This window comes from Paenibacillus albidus (assembly GCF_014644435.1).
Taxonomy (GTDB): Bacteria; Bacillota; Bacilli; order Paenibacillales; family Paenibacillaceae; genus Paenibacillus_AQ; species Paenibacillus_AQ albidus.
Map to the genome: position 1 here is coordinate 101,919 of NZ_BMKR01000018.1, position 26,653 is coordinate 128,571.

Annotated in this window: 22 protein-coding genes; 5 read left to right on the plus strand and 17 right to left on the minus strand. The window is 48.2% G+C overall.

Annotated features, from left to right (window positions below):
* Together IEY53_RS20090 and IEY53_RS20095 are read right to left on the minus strand one after the other, a co-directional pair.
* Positions 1-1,539: a class I adenylate-forming enzyme family protein gene (locus tag IEY53_RS20090; RefSeq protein ID WP_189028124.1), complete on the minus strand. Its 1,539-nt coding sequence runs from the start codon at positions 1,537-1,539 to the stop codon at positions 1-3.
* 40 nt (positions 1,540-1,579) lie between these two features.
* Positions 1,580-1,987 carry a PaaI family thioesterase gene (locus IEY53_RS20095; protein WP_189028126.1) on the minus strand — a complete coding sequence of 136 codons (408 nt, stop codon included), beginning with the start codon at positions 1,985-1,987 and terminating at the stop codon, positions 1,580-1,582.
* 241 nt (positions 1,988-2,228) lie between these two features.
* Between IEY53_RS20095 and IEY53_RS20100 the strand changes: the two genes are divergently transcribed.
* Entirely contained in the window at positions 2,229-3,158 is a 930-nt protein-coding gene (locus IEY53_RS20100; protein ID WP_189028128.1) for an MBL fold metallo-hydrolase, read from the plus strand.
* Between the two features lie 82 nt (positions 3,159-3,240).
* Here IEY53_RS20100 and IEY53_RS20105 read toward each other — a convergent pair whose 3' ends face one another.
* From IEY53_RS20105 to IEY53_RS20125, 5 genes are all read right to left on the minus strand, one after another.
* Positions 3,241-4,215 carry an alpha/beta hydrolase gene (locus IEY53_RS20105; protein WP_189028130.1) on the minus strand — a complete coding sequence of 325 codons (975 nt, stop codon included), beginning with the start codon at positions 4,213-4,215 and terminating at the stop codon, positions 3,241-3,243.
* Positions 4,216-4,396: 181 nt separating this feature from the next.
* Complete coding sequence (locus tag IEY53_RS20110) at positions 4,397-5,755, minus strand: sensor histidine kinase (RefSeq protein WP_189028132.1); 1,359 nt, start codon at positions 5,753-5,755, stop codon at positions 4,397-4,399.
* Complete coding sequence (locus tag IEY53_RS20115) at positions 5,752-6,426, minus strand: response regulator transcription factor (protein ID WP_189028134.1); 675 nt, start codon at positions 6,424-6,426, stop codon at positions 5,752-5,754. Before IEY53_RS20115 ends, IEY53_RS20110 begins: the two co-directional genes overlap by 4 nt.
* A 32-nt stretch (positions 6,427-6,458) precedes the next feature.
* Positions 6,459-6,830: an iron chaperone gene (locus IEY53_RS20120; protein ID WP_189028136.1), complete on the minus strand. Its 372-nt coding sequence runs from the start codon at positions 6,828-6,830 to the stop codon at positions 6,459-6,461.
* 219 nt (positions 6,831-7,049) lie between these two features.
* Positions 7,050-11,507, minus strand: a complete 4,458-nt coding sequence (locus tag IEY53_RS20125) for a glycosyl hydrolase family 8 (protein ID WP_229696250.1) — start codon at positions 11,505-11,507, stop codon at positions 7,050-7,052.
* A 224-nt stretch (positions 11,508-11,731) separates the two neighbouring features.
* On the opposite strand from IEY53_RS20125, the gene IEY53_RS20130 reads away from it, so the two are divergent.
* Positions 11,732-12,577: an AraC family transcriptional regulator gene (locus IEY53_RS20130; RefSeq protein WP_189028138.1), complete on the plus strand. Its 846-nt coding sequence runs from the start codon at positions 11,732-11,734 to the stop codon at positions 12,575-12,577.
* A 129-nt stretch (positions 12,578-12,706) separates the two neighbouring features.
* Here the strand turns inward: IEY53_RS20130 and IEY53_RS20135 are convergent, their stop codons facing one another.
* Both IEY53_RS20135 and IEY53_RS20140 read right to left on the minus strand, forming a co-directional pair.
* Entirely contained in the window at positions 12,707-13,543 is an 837-nt protein-coding gene (locus IEY53_RS20135; protein WP_189028140.1) for an SPL family radical SAM protein, read from the minus strand.
* 6 nt (positions 13,544-13,549) lie between these two features.
* Positions 13,550-14,467 (minus strand): LysR family transcriptional regulator, encoded by a 918-nt coding sequence (locus tag IEY53_RS20140; RefSeq protein ID WP_189028142.1) that lies wholly within the window; start codon positions 14,465-14,467, stop codon positions 13,550-13,552.
* Between the two features lie 111 nt (positions 14,468-14,578).
* Between IEY53_RS20140 and IEY53_RS20145 the strand changes: the two genes are divergently transcribed.
* On the plus strand, positions 14,579-15,964 hold the full coding sequence (locus IEY53_RS20145; protein ID WP_189028144.1) for an MFS transporter: 1,386 nt from the start codon (positions 14,579-14,581) through the stop codon (positions 15,962-15,964).
* Positions 15,965-16,172: 208 nt separating this feature from the next.
* Here IEY53_RS20145 and IEY53_RS20150 read toward each other — a convergent pair whose 3' ends face one another.
* Both IEY53_RS20150 and IEY53_RS20155 read right to left on the minus strand, forming a co-directional pair.
* The gene (locus tag IEY53_RS20150) at positions 16,173-17,147 is read right to left on the minus strand and encodes a Gfo/Idh/MocA family protein (protein ID WP_189028146.1); all 975 of its coding nucleotides are present in this window, start codon (positions 17,145-17,147) and stop codon (positions 16,173-16,175) included.
* 1 nt (position 17,148) lies between these two features.
* Positions 17,149-18,168: a Gfo/Idh/MocA family oxidoreductase gene (locus tag IEY53_RS20155; RefSeq protein WP_189028175.1), complete on the minus strand. Its 1,020-nt coding sequence runs from the start codon at positions 18,166-18,168 to the stop codon at positions 17,149-17,151.
* A 188-nt stretch (positions 18,169-18,356) separates the two neighbouring features.
* Between IEY53_RS20155 and IEY53_RS20160 the strand changes: the two genes are divergently transcribed.
* Entirely contained in the window at positions 18,357-19,223 is an 867-nt protein-coding gene (locus IEY53_RS20160; protein ID WP_189028148.1) for a MurR/RpiR family transcriptional regulator, read from the plus strand.
* 14 nt (positions 19,224-19,237) lie between these two features.
* Here the strand turns inward: IEY53_RS20160 and IEY53_RS20165 are convergent, their stop codons facing one another.
* The 5 genes from IEY53_RS20165 to IEY53_RS20185 form a co-directional block, all read right to left on the minus strand.
* A complete protein-coding gene (locus tag IEY53_RS20165) occupies positions 19,238-20,206 on the minus strand; it encodes an NAD(P)-dependent alcohol dehydrogenase (RefSeq protein WP_189028150.1) in 969 nt (322 codons plus the stop codon).
* 38 nt (positions 20,207-20,244) lie between these two features.
* The gene (locus IEY53_RS20170) at positions 20,245-20,973 is read right to left on the minus strand and encodes a DUF2306 domain-containing protein (protein ID WP_189028152.1); all 729 of its coding nucleotides are present in this window, start codon (positions 20,971-20,973) and stop codon (positions 20,245-20,247) included.
* Between the two features lie 25 nt (positions 20,974-20,998).
* Entirely contained in the window at positions 20,999-21,532 is a 534-nt protein-coding gene (locus IEY53_RS20175; RefSeq protein ID WP_229696251.1) for a hypothetical protein, read from the minus strand.
* Positions 21,533-21,726: 194 nt separating this feature from the next.
* Positions 21,727-21,966 carry a DUF8691 family protein gene (locus IEY53_RS20180; protein ID WP_229696252.1) on the minus strand — a complete coding sequence of 80 codons (240 nt, stop codon included), beginning with the start codon at positions 21,964-21,966 and terminating at the stop codon, positions 21,727-21,729.
* Between the two features lie 217 nt (positions 21,967-22,183).
* Entirely contained in the window at positions 22,184-24,898 is a 2,715-nt protein-coding gene (locus IEY53_RS20185; protein WP_189028156.1) for a winged helix-turn-helix domain-containing protein, read from the minus strand.
* 218 nt (positions 24,899-25,116) lie between these two features.
* Here IEY53_RS20185 and IEY53_RS20190 point away from each other — a divergent pair, with 218 nt between their 5' ends.
* On the plus strand, positions 25,117-25,443 hold the full coding sequence (locus IEY53_RS20190; RefSeq protein ID WP_189028158.1) for a YnfA family protein: 327 nt from the start codon (positions 25,117-25,119) through the stop codon (positions 25,441-25,443).
* Positions 25,444-26,050: 607 nt separating this feature from the next.
* Here the strand turns inward: IEY53_RS20190 and IEY53_RS20195 are convergent.
* On the minus strand, positions 26,051-26,653 hold a 603-nt coding region (locus IEY53_RS20195; protein WP_189028160.1), incomplete at its 5' end, for an RNA-guided endonuclease TnpB family protein.

Genomic DNA, 26,653 nt, shown 5'->3' on the forward strand with positions numbered 1-26,653 from the left:
TTAAATCATATTTTGAGTGATTTGCTTTTTTAAAAGCGTTCGGTCAAGCTTGCCCGGTCCGGTAAGCGGCAAGGCATCCACAAAAATGACTTTGCGGGGATGAGCGTAAGCGGGACCGTTCTGGATAAAAAATTGCTTCACTTCATCCTCCTTTAGTTGCCGTCCCTTGCCTGTCACAATGACCGCTACAGGAACCTCGCCCTTCATTTCATGAGGAATAGGCAGGACACAGACGTCATTAATCAAAGGATGCTTCAAAAGAATGTTCTCCACCTCTTTGGGATACACATTCTCTCCTCCTACATTCATCATGTCGTCCTTACGTCCAACAATGTAAATGAATCCATCCTCATCTCTGCAAGCGGCATCCCCTGTCTTCAGCCAGCCGTCCGGCGTAATCTTGCGGGCAGTGATGTCCGGGAGATTCCAATACCCGTCAGCCACACCCGGGTTGTTAACCCAAAGCTCACCCGTTACATTCGGACCGACCTCGTTCTCTTGCTCATCCACGATTCGAATCTTACAGCCCGGCACTGGAATACCTGCGGAGCCTGTCCGCTGAATACCCTCCCGGGACTCCAGCACAACTGGTCCCCCTTCGGTAAGACCATATCCTTCATACATCGGAATCCCCATAAGCTGTTGAACCTCTTCGAGCAGTTCGCTAGGTGTATCCGAGGAACCGCAGATGCCAAAACGCAAGGATGTAAGATCGAACTCCGGGTGCTCTTTGAGATAACTTATTATCATTCGATATAAAGCGGGTACACCCGTCATATATGTACAGCGGTGTGTCTCAATGGACTTCAGGATCTGCTCAGGATCTGCTTTAGGGAGTATGACGGCTGAAGCACCAAGATAGAAAATGGTCTTCATTGTCGTCATAGCATTCTTGTGGTAGAGAGGCAAAGAGATGATCACCCGCGTCTCTTCAGTTAAGCCTCTTAGCTGCGAGGTGGACTTAACGTTCCACAGCTGCCCGCGGTGAGTTAACCTGCATCCTTTGGGATTCCCGGTTGAACCGGATGTGTATGGGAGGAAGCAGATCCCGCTCTCCTCTGACGGGTACAACTCCAGACTTAAGGACTGCAGAGGCAGCAACTCGTCGTAGGACAGAGCGGCAGGATCCTCTTGCTCATTCACGCTGGCACAACGCACCAGAATAGATGCTTCACTGATCTGCTGTACAGCCAGTGCCTTCTCCCTCAGTTCACCGTGAAAGATCAGTACACGGCTTCCGCTGTTGCGGTAGACATAAGCCAAAGTCTCAGCTCCCAGCTTGGCATTCATCGGCACCGGAATAGCTCCGATCAACATCAAACCGAAACAAATTTCCAGGAACCGGTAATCATTATTGAATAATATACTGACACGGTCTTCCGGATTAACACCAAGGTTCAGGAAGAGATTCCCCGCTTGATTCACACGCCGGGCCAGCTCTGAATAATTCAATGTCCTCTGGGGCGTGATCACTGCAATTTTTGCAGGATGACGTGTAGCAGATTCTTGTATGATGCTTGCAAAATTATACGTACTCATAACTCCTCCCCTTCTAGAGCTGGCATCCCAATATATACGGTTACTGCTTCGAGCTGAACAGGCCTCGGCCAACAGCAACTTCCTTTCCTGCGTGGTCTGTTACCAAAATATCGGCCAGACTCACCGATCTCCCCAACTTAACCACAGAGGCCTTGGCACGCAGAATACCCGGCGCTGCTGGCCTCAAATAGTTGATCTGCAGATCAACGGTAGGTGTAGGCAGATTCACCTTGCGATGTACCGCAAAGTATCCGGCGATGTCGATCAGCGTTGCAATGATCCCGCCATGGATATATTCAGCGTCCCCTGTAACAAACAGAGCATTGCCAGGGAGTGAAATCGTAATTGATTCTTCACTTAATTCATCAACTTGAACATCCAAAAAGCGGTGATATGCCGAGCTTCTCAGCAAGGCTTCAATCTGCTCCCGGTTGATTGCATCTTTCATGCTGTGTCACCCCCTTTTTGTTTGCCAACGAAACATTTTTAATCATACTAAACCGCTCTGATTAATTTGTCAATATGCTTTTTGAATAAACAATTTTAATTAAAAAAGCGTTGACACTGCCGTATTTCTCGATTATAGTTCATACTAATTTTTATAATTCCGATAGTTACTATTGTTTTAAAAGGAGATGTAAATGAATCATACCGTGCAGCGAATACACCAAGTGAGATTACCTCTGCCGATGCGACTCAATCATGTGAATAGTTATCTCATAGAGGATGAAGAGGGATGGAGCGTGATTGATCCTGGTTTAGCTACAGAGGATACCATGACAGTCTGGGCCGACGTTATGAAACGTTATCGTCTGACTTTCGGGGATATCAGGAGGATTATAGTGACTCATTACCACCCGGACCATTACGGTCTTGCGGGTTCGTTTCAGCAGTGGTCAGGTGCCGCTGTTTACAGCAGCAGGGAAACTTTTGAATGGGCAGATCGCACTTACCACAGCGAATCAATCAGGAAGACAGCTCAATTTAGCCGAAAATGCGGCGTTCCCGCTTCGCTCGTCGCTGAGATGAGCGGTCACATTGAAGAACTGTTTACTTGGGTGAAGCCGGTCGGGGGAGACAAAGTGATCCTGGAGCCAGAGGCGGAGATTCAACTGGGTCAATGGCGGTTTCAAGTTAAGCTTGGTAGTGGTCATGCTGAAGGGAGTATTGGTTTTCTTCATCAAGCAAGCAGAATGTTCATAGGCGGTGACCTTCTGCTAGAGAAAATCACACCTAATATTACGTATGACTATAGCACCGACACAGACCCCTTAAAAGATTATTTTGATACCCTTAACATGCTGCGAACATTACATATACAAAGTGTCCTCCCTGGGCACGGACCGTTGTTTCAATTGTCTGATTCCTTCATCGACCGCGTGATTGAGCATCATCTTGAACGGCTTCAGGAAATCCGGTCCATGTGGAGACATTCCAACACCAGAGAGTTCACCCCTTACGAGATCAGCACCCGTTTATTCCCCAAGGTGGTCGATTCTGCCTCCTTAAGTTTCGCGCTTGGGGAGACGGTAGCACACTTGCGGTATTTACAGAACAGGAATGAACTTGTCATTATAGAGCGAGACGATGCGTTATTTTGTAGGTACAATTCCATATGAAAAAGAGTCGAACGACTCACAATGTTTTGTGAATCGTCCGACTCTTTAAATTTTATTCGTAGGGGAGCGGCCTTTTTCTGAACTATTTTGTCTCCTCCATATATTTCCTGAAGTTTTCAACGATTTCTTTTGCTAGGGTATGGTGTAAATAGTGTCCTCCTTCTAAAATCATCACTTTTCCATGTACAGAATCTTTGGCTTGCTCTTCATGCAGTTGGATCCAATCTTCAAGCGCTGGATTATTCGCTTGTACAAACAAGATCAAAGGCAACGTTTTGGGGAATTTTAACTTTTGGGCCTCTTTAAAATTAGAAGAAATATGCTTCATTTCATTCATCAAAGTGGCATTATTTCCTCTTATATTCGAAATCATTTTCATTTGTTCTTTGGTTTGATCATCAAATGTTGATGAAGCATAGGGGTCATTCAAATTATTGGCTAATCTTAAAAACCCTGATTTTTGGAGAAAGGTTAATGTTCCTAATGGTAATTCAGCATCCATCCCCCCTTGTGTTGGAACACTGCTATCGATTCCGGCAAATGCAATCACTTCGTCTGGATATTTATTCACATAATCCAAGCTGTAAATGCCTGCAATGGAATGGCCCATTAAAATGTAACGGTCGATATTTAGCTGTTGTAAAGCTTCATGAACTTCACTGACAATATTCTCCGTGGTCCGCTCTTTTTCAGTTTCATCACTGAGTCCGTAACCAAAAGGCTCAACCACGACAACTTTGTAAAATGGAGATAGTTCATCTATGAGCGGCTTAAAGTCAAGAGCTGGCGCTGCGGTTCCGGCACCAGTCAGGAGTACGACGGTTTCATCGCCTTTTCCTTGAATCAGAACATTCATATTTTTTCCATCGACAGATACTTTCTGGCCATAGGGTTCAATTTTCCCCTGCTCAATTTTGTTGCAGACAATATTTACAATAAATACAACGGCTAGAAAAAGTACTATTAATCCAGCTATAACTCCTAAGGATTTAAGTATGATTCGAGGCAGTTTACCCATCCTCTTTTTTGTTACCTCTTTTTTTAGTTCCACGTTCATCTTCTCCTGTCTTCATCTGTTGATTGGGCTGCGTTAACAACGCCGTTAAGGAAAGCTTATATGAGAAAGATGAACTCCCGATGACGGCAATATGAACGGAGTATGAACAAGCAAAAAAAATGCTGCGGCGTCACATGCAAAAAAGCTTGCACATGAACCGTAGCCTGGAGAATGAATCTAGCTAATCTGTTGACGTTGTGATGGGCAAAGTGACAACAAGGGTCGTTCCTTGGCCGGGTTCGCTTTCCACCCGGATATCGCCTTGATGAAGCGATACGATCTGTTTAACGATAGCAAGGCCCATACCGCTGCCGCCATACTTTCGACTGTGGGAACGGTCGGCTTTAAAAAACCGTTCAAATATACGTTTCTGGTCCTCGGGGGAAATACCAATGCCCGTGTCGGAAATTCGGACGGTCACGTTTTTGATATCTTGTCTGATGCTGACGTCAATCACACTGTTATCCTTGGAGAATTTGATGCTATTACGGAGTATATTGGTCCATACCTGATTTAATAGGTCATAATCGGCCATTAGTTGAACGGCCTTCAAATTGAGCTCGAAACGGATGTTGCGGGCCGACCATTGCGGCTGGATCGCGACGATGACTCGTCTAATCTGTTCATCAAGGCCAAACGTGACCATCCGTAGCTGCTGTGACTGCGATTCAAGCAAACTTAGCTTGAGCAGGCTATCGCTCATCTTGGACATCCGCTCTGCTTCAGCGATAATAATATCGAGATAACGGCTTCGGTCGTGATCTGCGATGTTTACTTGCTTGAGCGCTTTAGCATAACCTGATATTGAAGTGAGCGGCGACTGAACTTCGTGCGAGACGTTCGATACAAAATCCCTGCGCATCTGCTCAAGTTGCTGCAGTTCAAACATCATGTCTTCAAAGCTGCGAGCCAAAGTACCCAGCTCACCCTTCTGCTTAATATTGAGCTTGACGTTGAAATCTCCGGTCGCTATCTGCCTGGTCGCTTTTGTCAGCTTTTTGATCGGTCTGACGAGGAACATGGCAGCAACCAGAATAATTAGACTTCCTGCGATTAAAGAATAGGTCACAAAACTCAAAACCCACTTGATGATAAAAAAAGCTGAAGGTGGAGCAATCGCGTTCACAAACATCGCTTTGTTTCCCGTTTCCGTTTTGAGCAGCAGCCCTAAAAGGTTCGTTTCCACACCAGTAACTTGAAGAACTTCTCCATCCAGTACCTCCTTAACTTGTTCCATAGTGACTGTGGAAAGATGGCTTCCGTTAAGTGTACCGTAAGACTTGAACTGCCCCGTTTCTTCATAAATTCGGATATAATAATTGAGCTGTTTCATTCCACTTAAGTAGGTGTCTGCTTCACTTGCTGGAAATAACTCGTAAATCCGGACGATATCCTGGCCAAAATAAAGTAAGTTGGTTTTTAAGTTTTCATTAAACTGATCAAAATATACCCAAGTAGTCACCAAAAGAGCAATGATCGTGCCCCCGATTACAGAGCCTAGATAGGTCAGGACGACACGTGTGTATATGGATTTGATCATTCATTCACCTCAAGCCGGTAGCCAAGCCCACGCACTGTTTCGATACGAAAATCCGGTGTAGTCGCGAACCGTTCACGCAGGCGTTTAATATGTACGTCTATCGTTCGATCATCTCCAGCGTAATCGAGCCCCCAGATTTGATCGATCAACTGCTCGCGTGTATAGACTTGTCCAGGGGTTCCAGCGAGCTTGTACAGCAACTCGAACTCCTTGAGTGGCAGCGTGAGCGACTCCGTTCCTCTCATCACCTTGTAGGTCTGCCGGTCAAGGACGACGTTGCCGAACTGGATCGTCTGTGTGGAGCCAATGCGATATCGTTTTAGCACTGCCCTAACACGAGCCGTCAACTCGAGCGGATCGAAGGGTTTTGTCAAATAATCATCGGTCCCCAGTTCGAACCCTTTCACTTTCTCCCAGGTTTCGCCTCTCGCAGTCAGCATAAGTAACGGGAGATCAGGATTGGCTCGTCGCAGCTCCTTGCATAACGTCCAACCATCCATAACCGGCATCATAATATCGAGCACGACAAGATCGATATGCGTTGAGGCGTAGACGGTCAGTGCTTCCTTACCGTCCGCAGCTTCGGCTGTTTCGAATCCGTCGTTGCGCAGAAATAAACATACGAGTTCGCGAATGTTCGCATCGTCGTCAGCAACCAGTATAGTAGGCATCCGTTCCCTCTTCCCTGTTTTCCATTCCAATTTTATTGCCGCCAAAAAGTTGAACAATCTGCCTTATCCAAAATATTAAACTCGATCAATTTCTCCAGTAGTGAGAAATCCACTGGACTATCCCACCGGATACGAACCAGCTGCTTGGTGTGATCATAGCCAGCCTGCACAATTTCATCGGAGAAATGAATAATCCCGGCCCTTTCAGGGGCAACAGCCAAATGAGGTTTGGCTACGCTGAAGCCAATAATAAATGTGCCGTGATCGGTAAACATAGGCTGATTCCAGGCGATTTTTGGCATTAAATCCGGGAACTTCTTAGCTACCCAAGCCAAAACTTCTTCCGTTCGGGCCCGATGCTCCGGGTGATCAATCTGCGCTAAATATTCTGCAAAGACTTCCATGTTGCTCCCTCCTAAAATAAAAATGATGTCGTTCAGAGAAGTTCCTCATTTCCAACTATAATAATTACAAGCTGAATAGTCAAAATGGCTTAAACAAAATGGAGCGAAAAAAAGAGCCCGGGTGCCCCAGGCTCTGATCCTTTTCGTTATGATTGCCGCCAGATCAATCGATCACTTCTGCATTAGAACTGCATGGCTTGATCGTCATTGACTATTCATTCATTGCTTCTTGGTTGAGACAATCCTTACATTGCTGATGTTCGACATGTTGCCGGAAGTATCGTACGCAACGATAAAATAATGATAAGCTGTTTCCGGTGTCAAGCCGTTATCTTTGAAATCGGTGGTCTCTGTTGTTCCGATGACGGAATTATTACGATAAACCTTATACTCCGATATTCCCGCATTATCAAAAGAAGGAGTCCATTTCAGCTCTACGGATGTACCGGTGACCGCCGTCGCTTGTTCGATGGTTGGCTGCACCGGTGCTTCCGTATCGGCAAGGGTCGGTGACCACCAGTTGCCCGAAACAACAATCATACTTAAGAGACGCAGGGTATTCCCAAAATAGACATCATCTTTTGTAGAGCTTGAAGCATTGTGATCCCACAAACGGTTAAGCCAATCCTGATTGGCCGGATTGATCATCGCGCTGACCATCATTGGCGAGGAGAATGCGATATCCGTATAATCCACAAGCGGTTTCGAACCGTCCAGCTTGTAACCTCCATAGATTCTGCTTGGATCATTCCCGGATACCTGGCGGATCCAGGACGTCATTTGGTTTAACTGCGCCTTGGCACGGGGTTCCCCTGTCATGAGAGCATCAGTACCGATCCGCCAAGGAATTCGCGACGAATTATAGCTGAAGTCGCCGTCCGTTTCAGACTCCAGGAATGTCGCATCTGCCGGAGCATAGCTGCCATGTTTCTTGACCACAAAATCGGGGAGCAGCCCCGCCTTCGGACTGAACTTTTTGTACATCCCTTCGCTGACAGAATAGGTTTTGTCAATAACCCGGTCCCAATTAGCATCTCCACTCACGTTCCGGAAGTCCCTCATGTGCTGCAGCATAAAATCGGAAGGGCGCGTTCCGCTGCCGTATTTAGCATCGTTGTCGCTTACCCAATCGGCAAGCTTCAAAGTCCACTCGGAGTGATTGACATCGCTGCTCATAATGGCGCCGATTACTTTCTTGGCTTCGGCCAGGTAGTTGATCTCATCGCCGCTTCCCCACTGCCGGTCGGCAAGGAGCAACGCGTAGGCGATATCCATATCTCCGTCCGTGGCCGAATCAGCCCCGCCGACATTCACGACGGCCTTACCCGTATCGCCCTGCTTCCATGCCATAAGTTCAGGGTTGATCTTGCTCGGATGCGCTCTGAAATAACGGTATAGTCCGTCAAAAGATGCCTTGGCTGTAGGATCATGACCCGCCATGTAAGCGGTAATCAGCATCCCATATCCGTGCGCTTCGGAAACGGTCATCGATTGATACTTGACCTTAAGCTCCTCGTCATATTCCTCCTTGAACCAATCCCCGTCGGCATACCAGACATAGAACTGGTCCGGCTCTGCTGGTTGAAGATACGGCTTCTTTTTCAAGTATTTCTGCTTCCACTCATCGTATAACCGGGTGACGGTTGCATCCAGATGTGCTTGATCCAAATGATCCGGCTTGATCGAGCCGGAGGCGTAGGCCGTATGCTGCGGGAACGGCTTATAAGGCGCGGCGCCTTGGGAAGAAGGCATCGTTTTCAAACGGATATCTTTAGTCGGCAGCGATTCGGTTCCCCCCATGTTGACAGCTTTCACCTGGTACAGATATTCCGTATCGGGCTTCAAGCCGGTATCGATATAGGTAATTTCCTTGGTTGATCCAAGTTGAGTTCCGTTGCGGTAGACGTGATAACGGTCCGGTGCCTTGCCGGAGGGCGCTCTCCAGGTCAGATCGATTTGAAAAGGAGAAATTCCTTTGCCTGCCAGACCCTCCGGTGCAGATGGAGGTTCATTCCCTTCGGGATGATCCGAAGTGCTTACCGTGATTGGACTGGAATTGTCTCTTCTCCCGACGGACTTGATCACCAGGTTATATTGGATCTCCGGATTCAAGTGATCGATAACGGCGCTGTACTGGGACGTTCCCGTCTTCATTGGCACGTAGAGGCTCCAATGCTTGCTGATTTTGTCATCCTTTTCATAAATACGGAATCCCCTGATCTGCTCTTGGCTGGAAGAAGGCATCTTCCAGGTCAAAGTAGCCTTGGTCCCTTGAAGTTTAACCTTGAACTCCTCCACCGGAGCGGGTTTGGTGTCCGTTCGTTTGATGCCGTAATGGTCGTATACCTTTAGCCCATTTTTTCCGTATCCGGTTTTTCCTTCATCTTCAACAGCAGCCGTATAGGCATCAAATTTCAGAATCTGATCTGAAACCGACACATCCGTAAACATTTTTTTCTCCGGCTGCTTGTTGACTGCTGCGAAGAAGTCGTCATACGGTTCGTTTTTGAAATAAAACTTGTTTCCAAAAGCATTGGACATCAGATACACTGTGCCCTGGGGATTGACAACGTTGCCTGCCTCGTCCTTCTCCAGCTTTTTCGGATCGATGACCTTATCCCCATACATCTGGAAAGAACGCATATACATATGATCATGAGCCTCAAATACCATATCGATACCAAGCTCGTCAAAGACAGGAATCAGATGTTTCCTGTAGAATTTAACACGATCCCCTTCCCACTGTGCGGAATTATCGCCGGATGCGTAAGGTGCCTTGTGAAAGGTGACGAATTTCCACTTCTTGTCACTTTTAGCCACCGTATTCCGCATCCAAGCGATCTGGTTCCAAAACTGCTCATGCTGATCGTCATCCCAGTTGACGGAGCCGTCCTCATTCAGCTTGCCGTCAAACTGCGAGTTGTACACCATGTAAAGGGCGTCGCCATATTCAAAAGAATATACTGAACCGTCATGCGTAGCATCCACCACTTTCCGGGGCAGATTGAAGTGGTTGTAAAAGTTGTTATTCGGCGTCGTTTCATCGCCATCCCAATCTGACACCTCATGTCCGCCCAGCACGGGAACAAATGGGACCTTCATTAGATACTCCTGTGCGAGCCCGAGCATCCACTGCCACTGCTCCTCCAGGTCACCGTTATCGACCAAATCACCGGCATTGATCAGGAATTTGGGGTTGCCGATATGTTCGTAGGCTTTCCTGAAGGTATCCGCCCATGGCTCAAAACCCGATTTGCTCGAGGCCTGCGAGTCAGAGCCTACAATAAAGCGATAGGGCTGGGAGGCCGCAGTATCAGTCTTAAACGATCCGGTAGAGCTCCATGCGGAGCCGTCGCCTACCCTGAATACATATTCGGTTCCCGGCTTTAATCCATTCGCAGCAGCTTTATGGCTGAAGAACTTTTTCTTCTTCCCGGTCGATCTGTCGCTCTTGGTCATATAAGTCGAGATTTCCTCGGAAGATCCGGTGAACTCGAGAACCCCCTCATTCGGGAACTCGTTTCCGGTTCTCCCTGTTGTTTCGGCAATCTGGACTTTCGTCTCCGCGGAGCTATCCGTGTACCATGCGAAAGCCATGCTTGTTTTGGTATCGCCGTTTAAAGTCATATTAATAAGTTTGGGCTGAGACGCGGAGGCTTGTGTCGTAAAGCTCCATTCGACATTCCGTATAAGGGGGGCCCCATCTTTTCCTTGGAGCGCGGTTTTGGGTATAGTAACTCTATATAATTTCCCATGACCTAATCCGCCATGCCCGATGCGTAAGGCCGTTTGGTTAATAACTTCGGCGGTAAGGTTAGCAACCGGCTGATTCTGGTCATCCCGTATTGTGATGGCCTGTTTATCCTTTAGGATGACCGGTTTGTTGAACTTGACCTCAACCGGCACCGTCACGGTTACCTTTTCAGCGCCATCTCCAGGAGAATGCGACAGATCGATTGCCGGCGGGATGGGTGTTTGACCTGGAATCAAATCCCCGGTCACGCGAATATTCCGGATTTTGCTGGATCCTCCTTCGCCAATGCCTTTCGGATTATCTTTGGAGTTGGTTGCCTTATTGGAATTAACCAGCCAGCGGATATACAGCAGTTCCTTATCCTCTGCATTCGGCAGGGACACCTTGTTGAGCTTGCAGGATTGGCCCGGACAACTGTAGCTTGAAACGGTATTCATCTGAATGGTGCCCCCCGGGGCGTCCGTCCAGACTGTCCGGTCGGTACTTACCTGTACTTTGAAATCGTTAGGCCCGGAACCGGAAGAGCTTTGTTCCGAGGATAATCTGATATTCTTGTAGGCAGACGTTGAAATAGTTGCCAACCAATACTTTTTGCCCTCGCCTTTGTCCCAGCCCTGATAGCTGATGTCTTTGGCTTTACTATCGAAGTTTTCAAAAGATCCTCCGATCTGTTGTAGAAACGAGGAAGACAGGTATTGTCCCCCGGTTGCAGGATGGACTCCATCTTCCCCCTTGTTTTTGAACACCCATTCGGCGATTACGGCCTCGGCTGCTTCCATTGGTTCAACGGAGTTTTGCCCGGGCTTGCCTGTCATGGAGCCGGCTTGTGAATCTGCCGGGAATGACCAGGGGATCAACAGGAGTGCTAAGAACACAAGGAACATTCGTTTCGGATTACTTCCTCTCTTCTTCTTGATTCGCATGTTTCGCAACCCCTTTCCCGTTCAAATGAACGGATTAGCTTGAGGATTCATTAAGAATCCCGCTTTCTTGAATATAGCCCATGTTCACCTAAGGATTCTCAGGGAATCTTATTTAAAAATCGCCATTTTCAACATATAATGCTGTTATATTGATCAACAATTCAAATGGCTTCGGCTACAGCGAGGATACCTTAAACTGCCGGAGTGCCGGAAAGGTGATTAACATGAACTTTTTCCATTCTGATCCCTTTTATATCAGCCGAGAGAGCAAATCCCGTTCCAGCATTCCTTCGTTCCACTATCATGACGCTTATGAAATACTGTATATTGTCTCGGGTGAGCTTCATTATTGTATCGAAAGCCAGCCGTTTCAGCTTGTGGGCGGCTCCATGCTGCTTATTCGGAAAAATGACGGACACCGGCTGATCAATCCCAACGGTGCCGCATTTGAAAGAGTAACCCTGCTCTTTAAAGAAGAGTTTTTAGGCGGGTTGTTGACTGAGGAATTGTCATTTCATCCACTATCCGCATTCCAATCCGGTTCCGGCTCTCTTCGGCTAAAGGGGCAGGAACAGGGTTGTGTCGAAGGTATTTTTGCGAAGATGGCCGCCGAGTCGGCAAACGGATTTCCGGAGTCGGATTTCTATCTCAAAATCCTGTTGTCCGAGCTTTTAGTCTTCATACACCGTTTGTTAAACAGCGGCCGTCAATATATGAATTACTCAACCAACCGGGTTTATCAGCGCATCTCCCATATCGCCCATTTCATCAATCACCACTATGATCAGCGTCTGACCTTGGAAGAGCTCACCGGCCGGTTCCATGTCAGCCCCTCCCATCTTAGCCGGACTTTCAAAGAATCGACGGGGTTCACCCTGATCGAGTATGTGAACCATGTTCGGATCAAACAAGCCTGCCATTTGTTGAAAGACTCCAATCTGCAAGTTTCAGCTATTGCCGAAAGCGTCGGCTTCGAGAATTCAACCCATTTCGGCCGGACGTTTAAAAGCATAACCGGTCTCTCTCCCTTGAAATTCCGCAAAAATCCACAGGCGGATATACGGCCGTAAAACAACAAAGAGCCTGAACTCCTTCAAGGGAATTCGGCTCTTATCATTTACGGGGACCAGCAGATTGTCTGTAGCAAAATAAATCCGATAAACAACAACGATCGTAACTAATCATCACCTCGTTGAGAATTAAAGCTTTGGAAAAGCTTCATTTTTCGAAACGTGTATCATCTTATGAGGGAAGCTTTTCTTAAAGTATTTTTCAACTCTGACATGGATATCTCTCCGGTACCATTCCGATAGCCCATGTCCTTCAAACAATTGAGGCATTCCCAGCCGCTCTGAACGTCTCCCCATCGAACCATCCCCGATAGTCAGCGTATCGATCCAAATACGATCCACGATTCCCTCTACCAATTTAGGAAACTCAGGGGTAAAGGGTAACACAGGAGAAATGGACACCTGTGTAGCTATTCCGGCCGCATGTATTTCTCTTAAAGCTTTGAGGCGCAATTTGATCCCGGGTGCGTACGGAGAAAAAATCCGCTTGATGTCCTCTCGATCTGTTTCGATCGTCATGGATACAAGGACTTCACATTTCTCTTTTAATTTGACTAACAAATCAAGATCCCTTGTGATAAGTGGGCTTCGTGTCTGGATTTGCAGCAGATTAGGCGGATTTTCAATCATTGCTTCCAATATTCGTTGTGTAACGGCTGCCTTTCGTTCCATCGGTTGATAGGGGTCCGTTGCCGAGGACATAAAGATATTTACCGTTTTGTTTTTTTGGCGCAGCTTGATTATTTCGTCCCGGTAATTTTCAGCTGCATTTGTTTTGATATCTACCCATTCTCCCCAAGGAATATCTTTGAACTTTTGAATCGGCATTTCTCTTACGTAGCAATATCTGCAAGAAAATGCGCAGCCGCTGTACGGATTCAAGGAATGAGTAAAACCTATATCTAAGTAACCCTTCGCTTCGCTCAGAATTTTCTTGGAAACGATATCTTTAATTTCAATTTTCATTTGAATTTACACCCTCTTTGAAAGCTCAGGATTGCTAAGGAACTCATATTGGGATAACGCCTCAAAATATTCTACAACAACCTCACGGAATTCCAGGGCAGCCTGCGAAAAGTACCGACTCCTATGCCATAATAAAGCTATCTCCCGTACCAATCCATGATCCTCTACCTGGAGATATTTGAGCTCTTCCCGTGATAACCTTGCCGTGCTTGGTATAAAGGCTATACCAATTTCTGCTTCCACAAGAGTGCTTAGCCTTGCAGGTTCATCTCCCTCGTACACATACTTAGGTTCAAATCCGGCCGATTTGCAGATAGAGTCCACTAGATCGCGGGTACCGTAACCTCTCTTTACACCGACAAAACATTCATCCCTTAGTTCTGACAAGGATACACTGCTTCGGTCAGCCAGCCGATGCCCCTTTGGGACAGCTACAAGGATCGGGTCGATGAATACGATTTGACATTCAATGTCATCCCCTTGTATGGGAGGTGAGGACAAGCAGAAATCGACCTCTCCTCTATGAAGAAGCGTAACCATTTCCTGCGTGGTCAGCATTTGCACATGAAATTGGATATGGGGGCGCTTTTTCCGAAACTCGCGAAGGATATTGGGTAACGTGCTTGCGGTGGTTACTGCCAATTCAAGTGTGCCATGTTCCGGATTGGATAAGTCGCTAAGCTCCTGTTTACCCTGATCCAATTCAAACAAGGCCCTTTCCGCACGGCGCAGGAACCTGTTTCCGAATTCATTTAAGCGCAGCTTCCTCCCTGTCCGATCGAAAAGAGGAACCCCCAGATCCTCCTCCAAGCGCCCAATCGTTTTGCTTAGTGACGATTGAGTAACGTGCAGACTTCGTGCTGCTTCGGTCACATGTTCTAATCGAGCTACCGCGAGAAAATATTGCAGCTGAAGAAGTTCCAATTCGTATCCCCCTTCATTCCTTCAAGTCAATGAAATCATAACATATAATGCGTTGGAATAAATGATGATTTTCAAGTACGATGACTTCAATACACGTTGGGGGGAACAAAAATGAATGCTCGAAACAAGGGGTTGTTGATTTCCGTCGGACTGGGGGTGCTGTTGAACCCATTAAATTCTTCAATGATTTCTGTTGCAATTCCAAGGCTGCAAAATGTATTTCACCTTGACTTTAGAATGGTTTCCTGGATTATTTTTTCCTTCTACATTGCGAGTGCTATCGCTCAACCTGTCATGGGAAAAGCCAGTGATTTATTTGGCCGCAAGAAGATATTTCTCACCGGACTTGTTGTAGCCTTTGTTGCATCAGTCTTAGCTCCACTATCGCCAAGCTTTGGATGGCTCATTGTGTTCCGGATTATTCACGCCATCGGAACAAGCATGATGGTTGCAGTGGGAATAGCTATTGTGCGGATTCATATCACAGAGAAACAAGCGGCTGCACTGTCAGTGATGTCCATATTCCTGTCAGGAGCGGCAGCCATTGGACCCTTTATTGGCGGCGTCTTGATTCACTGGTGGGATTGGCCTGCTATCTTTTTCGTCAATATTCCGTTCGCGGTGATGAGCTTTCTATTCGCTTGGAGGACTATTCCTAAGGACGAACCGTCAACATCCGCTCTACGCAACCTGTCCTTTCGTAAATGGTTAGATTTGATTGATGCGTCAGGTATTCTGCTCTTCACATTGGGGCTGATTGCCCTTCTCGTCGGACTACTCTCAGCAAAATCATCCGGGCATGTCTCATCGGGACCTGTCCTTGTCGGGCTGATAGGCCTCTTGCTACTTGCGGCTTTCGTACGACATGAGTTAAAAGCGCCGTCACCCTTTATTCCCTTGCACACCTTCGCCAAACATCCTGCGATGACTTGGGTCAATATCGAATTCATACTCGTTAACTTACTTTATTACTCACTTTTTTTCGGGCTCCCGTCCTACCTGCAAATGGTACGTCATGTCAGCGAGTTTCATACAGGAATCCTTATGTTAAGCTTAGGCTTGTGCTCGCTCGTTGTTTCTCCAATATCAGGAAGATGGATAGATCAAGCCGGACCTCGACCAGCGTTGCTCGTATCCGGAATGCTGATGGCTTTTGGTTCAGTGTGGATAGTGACATTAAATCAATCTTCACCGGTTATCAGTGTGTGTGTGGCTTTGGTTGCATTCGGTATTAGCAACGGCTTGAATAATGTCGGTATGCAAGCGGCCTTGTTCAACAGCTCTCCCCAACAAATTATCGGTGTAGCCTCGGGATTATTTATGACATCGAGATACCTGGGGACCATTCTCTCTTCATTGTTGATAGGGATCATAATGGGGGATCAGTTCAGTGCCGGGGGATTTCGGCTGCTTGGGGTTATCCTTTCGATAATTGCCTTGTGCCTGGTATTTATGAGCTGGCGGCGCCGGGAGCCGGGGAAATTGGAAGAGTCGTAGGTCTGTCAGATCGCTCTAATCCGATTGTTCCGCGGATTGTGTTCAAGTTCGGCAATACGTACATGCCGAACCGTCCGCGGAAACCTTTCTTTTAACCGTACCAGCCAGTCGTAGTGAAGTTTCGTCTTCCCACTGTACAAACCAAAATTTCTTTGACGTCTTTGGAATCCTTGTACATTTCATATTCGGACGTGTGATATCTCCTTTATCAACTGTCCATTTGGGCCGATTGCTTGGCTTGATCAATCACCTTCATAACCTTCCCGCTATGTTCAAGCATAACTTTGACCTTTATCAGATCTTGTTCTCTGATGATACGGTCAAATTCAGCGAATTCGTCAAACATACGATGCGGATGATCTTTATGATCCACCCGAATCGGCGTTTCCTTATTGGGAGTGTACTCAAAGTAGTCGCAAATATTCGCTGAACTTGGCATGTGTATATATCCTTTATTGCCTTGGATGCTCATGGCGCTCCGGGCTGTGCTGTCTTTAGAACCAATGCAGATACACTTGAAAGTACCATAATCCAGCATCAGCATACCTGAAGTATCAATTCCGCGCTCCATGTTTGCATAATATTCCACCTTCCCGGGACTCCCGAAGAAACCGATTACCAAATGAATATTATAGATATTAATATCCATCAAAGCGCCTCCAGACATTGCAGGGTTGAATGCAGGCGGGGTTTCTCCAGCTTGGAAAGCATCGTACCGTGATGAATATTGGGAATAGTTGCATTCCACTATTTTGATGTCACCAAGCTTAGGCAGATATTCCTTCATCGTTAGAACATTTTTTGAATATTGATTCGTAATAGCCTCCAATAATACCCGTTTTCTTTGTAATGCAATTTCTTTCAGCTCCAGAAATTCCTTTAAATTGGAAGTGAAGGGTTTCTCACAAATGACATGTTTGCCACGGAGCAAGGCTTCTTTCGCATAAGAAAAATGAAGATGATTCGGCAGCCCGATATAGACAGTATCCACATTATCGTCCATCAGCATTTCGCTGTACTCCGAGTAGATCTGAGAGATCCCATATCTATGTTGCCAATCGAGTAGTTTCTCCCGGTGGCCGGATCTGGAACAGATAGCAGCAAGAGATATGTCAGGGATCTCATGGATAAAGCTGAGTACATCCCCTACGATCATTCCGGCTCCAACAATCCCTAATTTCATATTAAGTACACTCCTCTATGCCTTGTTCAATAATGCCCATAGCAGTTATTGTTTCTTCGTCTTGAATCACTTTTTCTTTTCCATATACGATGGATTGGTAGATATCGTCATATACCCGGGCATAATCCCCTTTCTCAGAGACCACTTTTTCTTCATGATATTTGCCTTCATCATCCAGATAGGTTAGGATGCCATAATGCTCTGGCAAATCAACGCCAAAATCAGGATGACCCTTGGGCATGTAGAATAATTTAAGATGCTCTTCCTGGCGGTCCTCCGTTTGTTTGATGAATGTACCCTTTTTACCGTATACAGCAAAACTCGGCCGCGCTTTTAAGCGAAAATAACTCGATTTGACGGATACTTTCAGTGAAGGATAATAAAAGTCCAGATCAAAGTAATCATTCATTCTGCCGGGACCCAGCAATTGGCGAACGTCGTAATGAATCTTGTCCGGTTTCCCAAAATAAGAAAGTACCTGGTCAATGGTGTGAACTCCATGTCCGTATAAATAACTGTTATACTTGGAAAAATGGCTGACGGAATTCGGGGTCTCCGGGCGATAATAATCGTAATGCATCTCCATCTCCAGCAAATCACCTAGCTTGCCGGATTCTATAACCTTCTTTGTAGTGAGGAAATCCGAATCGTAACGCCTATTCTGATAGCATTGAATGATCAAATTTTTCTCTTTGGCGTATTGAAAGATCGACACGGCTTCTTCTTTCGTTAACATAAAAGGTTTCTCAACAAGCACATGCTTACCGTGGTCCAGCGCCATTATTGCATAAGAATAATGGGAGTCTATATGTGTACACACAACGATTAACTGAATCTCTTCATCATGCATTAATGCTTCAAGATCATCAGTGTAATGAACGCCAGGCGCCTTCTCCCATTCCCCTTTATCCGGATTGCGGGCGTAGATCGTCTTCACTTTCAAATGATTCCGGTTCAATGAAAAAGGAAGATGATAGCGGTTCGTGCTTTTGCCATTTCCTATATATCCGATGGTAAGTATATTAATTCCTCCTCAGGTTCTTTTTCATTTATTATAGAAGAACCAAGACAGGCGTAAAGGATTCGCCGGCAAAATGGTACAATCCATCAAAGAATCGTATAAATGACGGTTTATTTTTGGACAAAATGTTTATTTCTATGCTATAGATCTTGAACTAAAGACTTTTCAACAAAACAGGAGTGAATCTGTTGAGAATATTGACGCAATTATCGGAGATGCAAACCTTTACACCCAATGAAAAAAGCATTGCTGCCTATATTTTGATGCAAAAGGAAAATATGCTCCAAATGAATATTCAGGAACTTGCCAAAGCAACGTATACTTCACATTCGGCGATTAATCGATTAACGCATAAACTTGGCCTAACCGGATTTAAAGAGTTCATCATAAAACTCGCGACGGAATTCCAGCAAAACACCCAGAATATTTCCAGTATCGATCCCAATTATCCGTTCGGTCTGGATGAATCCCCACTTCAAGTGGCGAAAGAAATCGCAGCATTAATGAAGGAAACGATCGACAAAAACTTTGCATTCATGGATGATGAGTTGCTGTCACAAACCGCCAATAGACTGGACCAGGCAAAAAGAATCTTTATTTACGCCTTAGGGGATTCCCAAATCCGGGCAAAAAGTTTTCAAAATAAGTTGATTAAAATCAACAAATACGTAGTAATAGCGACTGAGCTGTACGAATGGGCTTATCATACAGTTAATCTTACCGAAGAGGATTGCGCTATTTTCTTGACCTATCATGGTAAGTCACCGATTTATTTACAAGCTGCTCAGCATTTCACACGTAAGAAGATCCCTTTTATCACAATTACAGCGACCCATTCCAGTGAATTGGCAAAACTAAGTCCTATCTGTATCCAGGTGCCTAATGACGAAGTGAAACATGCCAAAATCGGTACATTTTCGTCCCAAATTGCCTTTGATTATGTCTTAAACGTGATTTACTCATGTATCTATAAAATCTCTTACTCCAAAAACAAAAAATCCACAATAGACTCATTGAAGAGCAGCTATATCGATGAATTGATGAATGACGAATGACGCGGTGGTGGAGTTCATCCTTGCCGAACAGTTAAAACGACGTTACCTTTCTTATGGCCCTGCTCCGTGTAGTGATGGGCCTCTGCGGCTTGCTCCAGCGGATAACGGCGGTCAATGATCGAACGTAATTTGCCCGCCTCGATCCGTTCCTTAAGATAGGTCAAGTCCTCCGCGTTTTCCTTCATCGTTCCGCCGATCACCTTCTTGCCGCTGATCAAGTTGACCATTAATCCGCGAACGATCAGCAAAGGATTAACATGGAGCGCATGGAGGTAGAAGCCGCTGCGTGTCAGACGCTTGACGCAGACCTTAAATGGACTCTTCCCCACCGTATCGAAAATAATATCATAGGCCGGTCCACCCTCCGCTAACTGTTCTTTCGTATAATCGATGACCCGGTCGGCACCCAGCGACCTCACCAACTCCACATTTGATGTGCTGCATACACCGGTCACTTCCGCGCCAAAATCCTTTGCGAGCTGCACTGCATATGTCCCAACGCTGCCTGAAGCACCATAGACGAGAACGCGCCTGCCGCGCATGATGTTGCCTTTGCGGAGAAATTGCAGGGCAGTATAGGCGCCGACCGGAACCGCGGCCGCTTCCTCAAACGTCATGTTCACCGGCTTAAGTGCGACGGCGCCGGTCTCGGGCAGGCATTTGTATTCGGCATACGCGCCGAAACTGTTGCCACAGGCGGCGTAGACAGAATCTCCGGGCTTGAAACGGGTAACGCCGCTGCCCGTCGATTCGACCACGCCCGAGAGCTCAAATCCGAGAATCCTGATACGTTGTGGTTTCCACAAACCATTGAACAGCCGCGCCAGAAAAGGATCTGCCTTGCGTAAGCGCCAATCTCCTGTTGCAGCGGTTGTTGCATAAACCTTAATCAATATTTCATCTTCTTTAGGTACGGGCTTAGCAACCTCCCGCAGCTGTAGTACATTCGGCGGCCCATACCGCTCATATATGATCGCTTTCATATCTATCTCCCCCATTCACCTATTTATCCTTCGCTGGCTTATACTGCTTGGGCTGGAGCAGCGGGCCGCTTGCGGATGACCCATTCGGCCACGGCGAGATTAATCGCCCACCCCGCGCCCATAAGCAGCGCTCCGCTGAGTTCACCCGGCGGGCCGACAATCCATGTTCCGGCCAACTGGGTCAGAACCTGCGTGCCCGCACCAAGCCCGATCGCATAGCCGCGAATCATCCATGCGCGGTGGCGGATCACATCCCCGCGCAGGATCGTGGCAAAACCAAGGACGATGGACACAACCATAAGCGACCCAAACAGGAGCCGTAAGGCATAAAGCAGCTCACCGGTGCCAGCCGGGCGGGGATAGAACAGAGTCATCCACAGCCCGGAAAGCCCAACCAGCAGGCCGCATAGAACCAGGAGGCGCCCGGCCAAGCGATGCCATCCGGGATAGCGTCGCCGGAAACCGGCTGCGAACTGGAACGCACCCAGAATGGCATACAAGCTGGCGCTTACAATGTGCAGCACCACCGGCAAGGATGAAGCAAAAAACCGGGCATTAGCCTGGCTGATTTCCGCGCCTCCGGCCAGCCCGGTTAGGCGGAAAACACCGGCGGCGAGCGGAACGGCGCTCAGCAGGAGCAATGCGGCAGGCAAAAGCCACTCTGCCGAATCTGCTTTTGCTGGTGCTTTGGTTTTCCGAGACGAAGCTCCCTCTAGTTCATTGAGCTGAGGCACATCGGGAGCCCGATCTTCATCGTAGACATTCATTTTCTTTTCAGCTCCTTGGACGGATTTACTTGGTTCCGGTTCGGCTGAGCTGGGCACTTCCCCTGCCAGGTAGGGGTGTTGTGGTTTCCCCCTGCCGTTCAGACCAGAGTGCATATCCCAGCCAAACCAGAGCTAACCCCATCGGCACCGCCAATATCCGGTCGAGCGGGTGCGGGAGCAGCGAAGACGCGAGGGTCGACACGGCAGCAAAAGCAAGCAGAGCGGCCGCCCGGCGCGGCAGGATGCTGGCGCGGAGCGTAGCGATGCCAAGCAGCAGGCCACCAAGAATATACAGTCCCCCTGCTAGCGGCGCAGCCGCCGGGAGGGCTCCGAGGTTAATCTGGCTGGCGGTCCCACTGAAGATCCCCAAGTAGCCCTCCACAAATTCCGGCGCGTCGGTGGCCAATAGCGGCAAGATAAAGGCTTCGGCGAATGTAAAGGCCATCGTGGCTAACCAAAAAAGGCTTAACATGAGAAATCCGGCCAACCCAAGCCAACCGGCTTCTTCCACTTGTCTGAAGTAGATCCCCGCTATGCCGAGCAGGCCGAGAAGAGACATGGTGATAGTCAGGTAGTGGACGATTGCCCAAGCACCGGTGGCGACTGACGAAAGAATATCAGGTGGATGGATCATCTGAACGACCACAAAAAGAATCCCTGCCACCATAGCTGATACACCTGCCCAACGGATGAGATTCGAGGCTGTTGTTTTCATTTTGCGCTCCTTGATCTAAATTTTTGTGAACCGGACCCCTATTTGTCAACCTGAATGACCGAGACTAATGGCAGGCCCAGATCACGTACTTTCCTCAGCAAGCCATATAATGCGGCCTGATCGACCACCGGACCCCATAGAATCGTTGTTCCATCGTTATCGAGGATGATGCTCAGCCCCTCAAACCATTCTTCCCACCGGGCATCAAGATGCCCCTTCAGGCGAATTTCGTACAGTCCGGGCTCATGATTCTCCTTTTGTAAATACGTTTGCTTCACTCCTTTTACACCTCGTTTATGCCTGTATTGGATACATTTCCACTCGCTATCGTTCCTGCTTAAACATAAGATACACGTTGATGTGGTGAGACGGCATCATCACATGTGGTGATTGATAGGGTGATTTGTCAAGCGGGAGGTTGGGCAGGAGATAGAAAAAGCCCCGGCATGTGGTTTGCTAAACCTGCCGGGGCCGGGGGTGGTGGTTGTGGGCCAGCTAGAACAAATCAAGTTCCTCAGCCCGCCGGACTGCTGCCCGGCGGTTGTTCACTTCAAGCTTGTCGTAAATATTTTTGGTGTGGGTCCGCAAGGTGTTCAGAGACACCATAAGTTCACGGGCAATATCCGGGCCGCTCAAGTCGGTCCGAAGCAGCCGAAGCACATCATGTTCACGCGCGCTCAGCGGCTCGTTCATCACCTGACTGACAGGTGTCCAGCGTTCATCCGTGCCAAAGCCTGTCAGGAGGGCCCGGACATAGTTCAGGCCGATTCCCTGTTTCGCGGCAGCTTCCAGCAGGGTCGCCATGGGTCGGCCTTCGTCCACAAAGATGCGGACATAGCCTTCCGGCTCAGCCAGAGTCAGGACGCGTTCCAGAGGTACCAGCGCTGCAGGAATATCGCCTTGCATGTGATAAGCAAGTGCCTGCACGATCAGGATTTCAATTACGCTTCCTGTCCGCTCGCCTTCCTCTGCTGCTTGGAGGAGTCGCTCCAGGAATTCCATTATCTCAACAATAGAGCGGTTTGTACGGTTGTTCTGATACGGGGCAAGGAGCACCCTGGCCAATGTGATGTGCTCAAATTCGCGCAAGTAGCTAAGGTCGTCCTCGATGGACAGTCCCTCCTCCCGCGCCCAGTCGACAGCTTCACTCAAACGGCCCTGTGCAATCCACACCCGTGTCTTCAACGCCGCTACCGGACGTACATTTGGGAAAAAGCCACCCACATACAGGTGTGCTGCCTCGTCAAGCAGATCAAGCGCTCCCTCCAAATCTCCTTGGGCCTCCCGTATTCGGGCCATTGCAACGTGCCAGCGATACCTGTTCTGCGGAGCCCCGGTGTACTCACCCTGCTCCTTACTTCTCATGAGGTGCTGTGTGGCGGCATGCAGATCGTTATGCTGAAGGAGGAGCTCGCTCATTCCCACGTAAATGTCTGCCGCTCCCCGCAGTACAGACTCACTGTGCTCCTGTGCAAGCTGCAATCCGCGCTTATAGGTACGCATCGCCTGGCGAAGGCGACCTTGCGCAAGCCGAATATCGGCCAGAGCGATTGTGCCCCCGATTACGTCCGAGATGTTCCCGGCCAGCTGCACATTAGCCATGCCATCGGCAAAAATGCAGTACGCTGCCTCCAGATCCCCATTCGTCCAGGAGGCGAGTCCCAAGAGCCCTACTGCCGCTCCGCGCGGAAGATGATCGTCCTCAGGCACAAGTTCCAGCACCCGCCGGGCGTATTTCATGGCAGCTTGCAGATCACCCAGCGCCAGGGCATGTGCGGCACGGTACACGGCGATCGAAACCGGGAGACGGCGAAATTCCTCCTCGTCCACGACGACCATTTCAGCCGAAAGGGCTTCGGGTTGCTCACGCATGTCCGCCGCCGGCTCCAGCCACCGCTCGGCATCCCTCAGTCGTTCCTCAACGGCCTTTAACTCGCCGCCAGCCAGCAACGACCAGGCATATCCAGCGCTGAGCACCGGCCTGCATTGGATCAGACCCTCAGGCAGCGCCTTCAGCCAGCCCAACAGCGCAGTTTCCTGTCCGCTTCTGCGTATGGCAGGCCAGGCCAGCTCAACCAAGTCCGCCGCTCGTGCGAAATCCTCAGCGGCCAGCGCGTGGCGGATCGCATTGGCCGCCGAGCCCTGCTGCTCGTACCACCGGCTTGCGCGCCGATGCAGCGTAGCCACCTGATCGGGCTGCTCCGCCCTCAAGTGCACAGAGAGAACCTCGGCAAAGAGGTGATGATAGCGATACCAGGAGCGCTTGTCATCCAATGGAACGACAAAGAAGTTGCCCCGCTCCAGGGCCTCCAGCCGCACACTGCCATCCGCCTGTCCGGTGACCGCATCGCACAGCGGGCCATGCAGCCGGTCGAGAATGGAGGTCTGCAGCAGGAAGCTACGGACAGGATCGGGCTGACGCTGCAGGACCTCTTCGATCAGATAGTCTACAATGTACCGGTTGTCTCCAGCGAATGCCCGTATGAACCCGGGAATGTCCTCATGCCCCTGCATCGAGAGTGCCGCCAGCTGAAGCCCCGCAATCCAGCCTTCGGTACGGGCCTCCAGCGCACTAATTTCGTCGGCCGTTAGGCCGAGGCCCATCACCTGGTTAAGGAATGTGGCCGCTTCGCCGGGAGTAAAACGCAGAGCCGCGGCACGTTGCTCGCTCAAGTGCCCCCGGGCACGCAACCGGCCCAGGGGAAGCTGTGGATCCTCACGGGTGGCGATGACCAGGTGCAACTGTGCCGGGAGATGCTCAAGCAGGAAGATGAGGACATCGTCGATCCGTTTGTCATCAATAACATGGTAATCGTCAAGGACGAGGACGAATGGGTATGGCAAGGCAGAAATTTCATTGAGCAGGATCGTAAGAATCGATTCGGTTGACGGCGGTTGCGGGGAGTTAAGTGCACCAACCGCACTTTCTCCAATATTCTCCGCAATCCTCTGCACAGCAGCGACAAGATGAGTCAGGAAGCGTGTTGAGTCATTATCCCCTTCGTCCAGCGACAGCCATGCGACAGAACGTCCGCAAGCAGCGACCCATTCGCTGACCAGCGTTGTTTTGCCGGAGCCTGCGGAGGCAGAGATCAGAGTCAGCTTACGGTTCAGCCCCTCGTTCAACCGCTCGATCAAGCGCGGCCGGGGTACAATTGTAGTCCTTGGCAAAGGGATATATAGTTTAGTAGATAAAATTGGCATATTCATTGATTTATCTTATCACGAATATGACTTCTGCCCAAGGCGGAAACCTTCGAGTGCCTTTCCCTTAAGACTGTCCCGGCCAGGTATAAAGTTTTATGCTTTCCACTTAGAGATTATATAATGATAATAAACTCATGATTATTGGAGTGAACCTATATGGACATCGAACAACTGGAATACATTCAGCCGGGTGTTGTAAGACTCAGAAAGGGTGGATTTTCGTGTTGTTGACCGTATTCCTGTTTGTGCTTGCTGGACTCGCTGAAATAGGCGGGGGTTATATGGTTTGGTTGTGGTTGCGGGAATCGAGACCTCTTTGGTATGGCATTGTTGGCAGCCTCATCCTTATTGTGTACGGCATCATTCCAACCCTGCAAAGTTTCCCCTCGTTTGGGCGGGTCTATGCGGCTTATGGTGGCGTGTTTGTAGCTCTTGCTGTTGTATGGGGATGGTTCGTTGATAAGAAAACACCCGATATGTATGACTGGATCGGAGCCGCTATTTGTATCGTAGGCGTCTCCGTTATTCTCTGGGCACCAAGAAGCTAATACAGCATCAGCCTTTAAAAGGTGGGAATGAGGGCTCATTCGAAAGCTACCTCCTGGGAGGAACGCCGTAAGCCTAGGGCGGAGATCGCTAGAGTGCACTTTATACATCAGGATGGGAAAAAATAAGCTCATTTTAGGATTTTAGTGTATTTGGTGCAGCAGAAACCACAGCATTAGCCGAAAAGTGCCTTATGACTATCCTTTGAATGTACAAAATACATCATTATGGATGTTTGAGCCTCGTTTAAACCATTCTGATGTACGATATACATTAGAACAACCTTCAGGAATCCCTTATTTTCTCCGAATTTGTCAAGCACTGCAATTACATGATTTAAACACAATTGTCATATGTGGAGAATGAAACCTACTTTTTTCAGCAAAAAATCGCTCTTTATTTTAATTCTTTTGATACCCATAATGGGAGTATACTTTGTATTCTATGGGCTGCCGTGGAAGTCCATGGCTTTAAAAAAGCAATTTGAAATCTATTTGGAGGAAAAGTTTGAACCTCTCATGACTAAAGTCACGAGATTCTTGGGTAGTCCCTTCTAACGAAGAGAAATGTACCAAGCTAACCCTGTCGTTCCGACAGTTCGTGTAAGGATTACACCCCAATCAGTCTTTTGCCTTCGGCAAGAATGTTCAGGCTTGCGTTAAAGTCTCGGTCGTGGTGTGCTCCACATTCCGGGCAGTCCCATTCACGCAGCTTTAAGTCTTTTACCTCTTTATGCTTATAGCCACAACAGGAGCATAGCTGTGAAGATGCGAATGTTTTACCCACAGCCACAACTATGCGACCATACCACTTCGCTTTGTACTCTAGCATGGAGCGAAACATCGACCAGGAAACCTCGCTAATTGCCTTGGCTAACTTAGGATTCTTGACCATATTGGCTACCTGTAAATCTTCAATCGCAATGATGTCGTGGTTTTTGACAAGTTGCGTTGAATTCTTTTGCAAGTAGTCCGTACGAGCATTCGTGATTTTCTCGTGAATACGCGCTACCTTGATGCGTTGCTTGTTCCAATTGCTGCTGCCCTTCATCATGCGTGAAAGTTTACGCTGTGCCCTTGCCAATTTTTCTTCCAGTCTGCGAAAGAATTTAGGGTTGCCAATGACTGCTCCGCTCGATAGAATGGCAAAATCTTTCAAGCCAACATCGATGCCAACTTCTTTGCCTGTTTTGGGCAACTCATGGATGTTGGC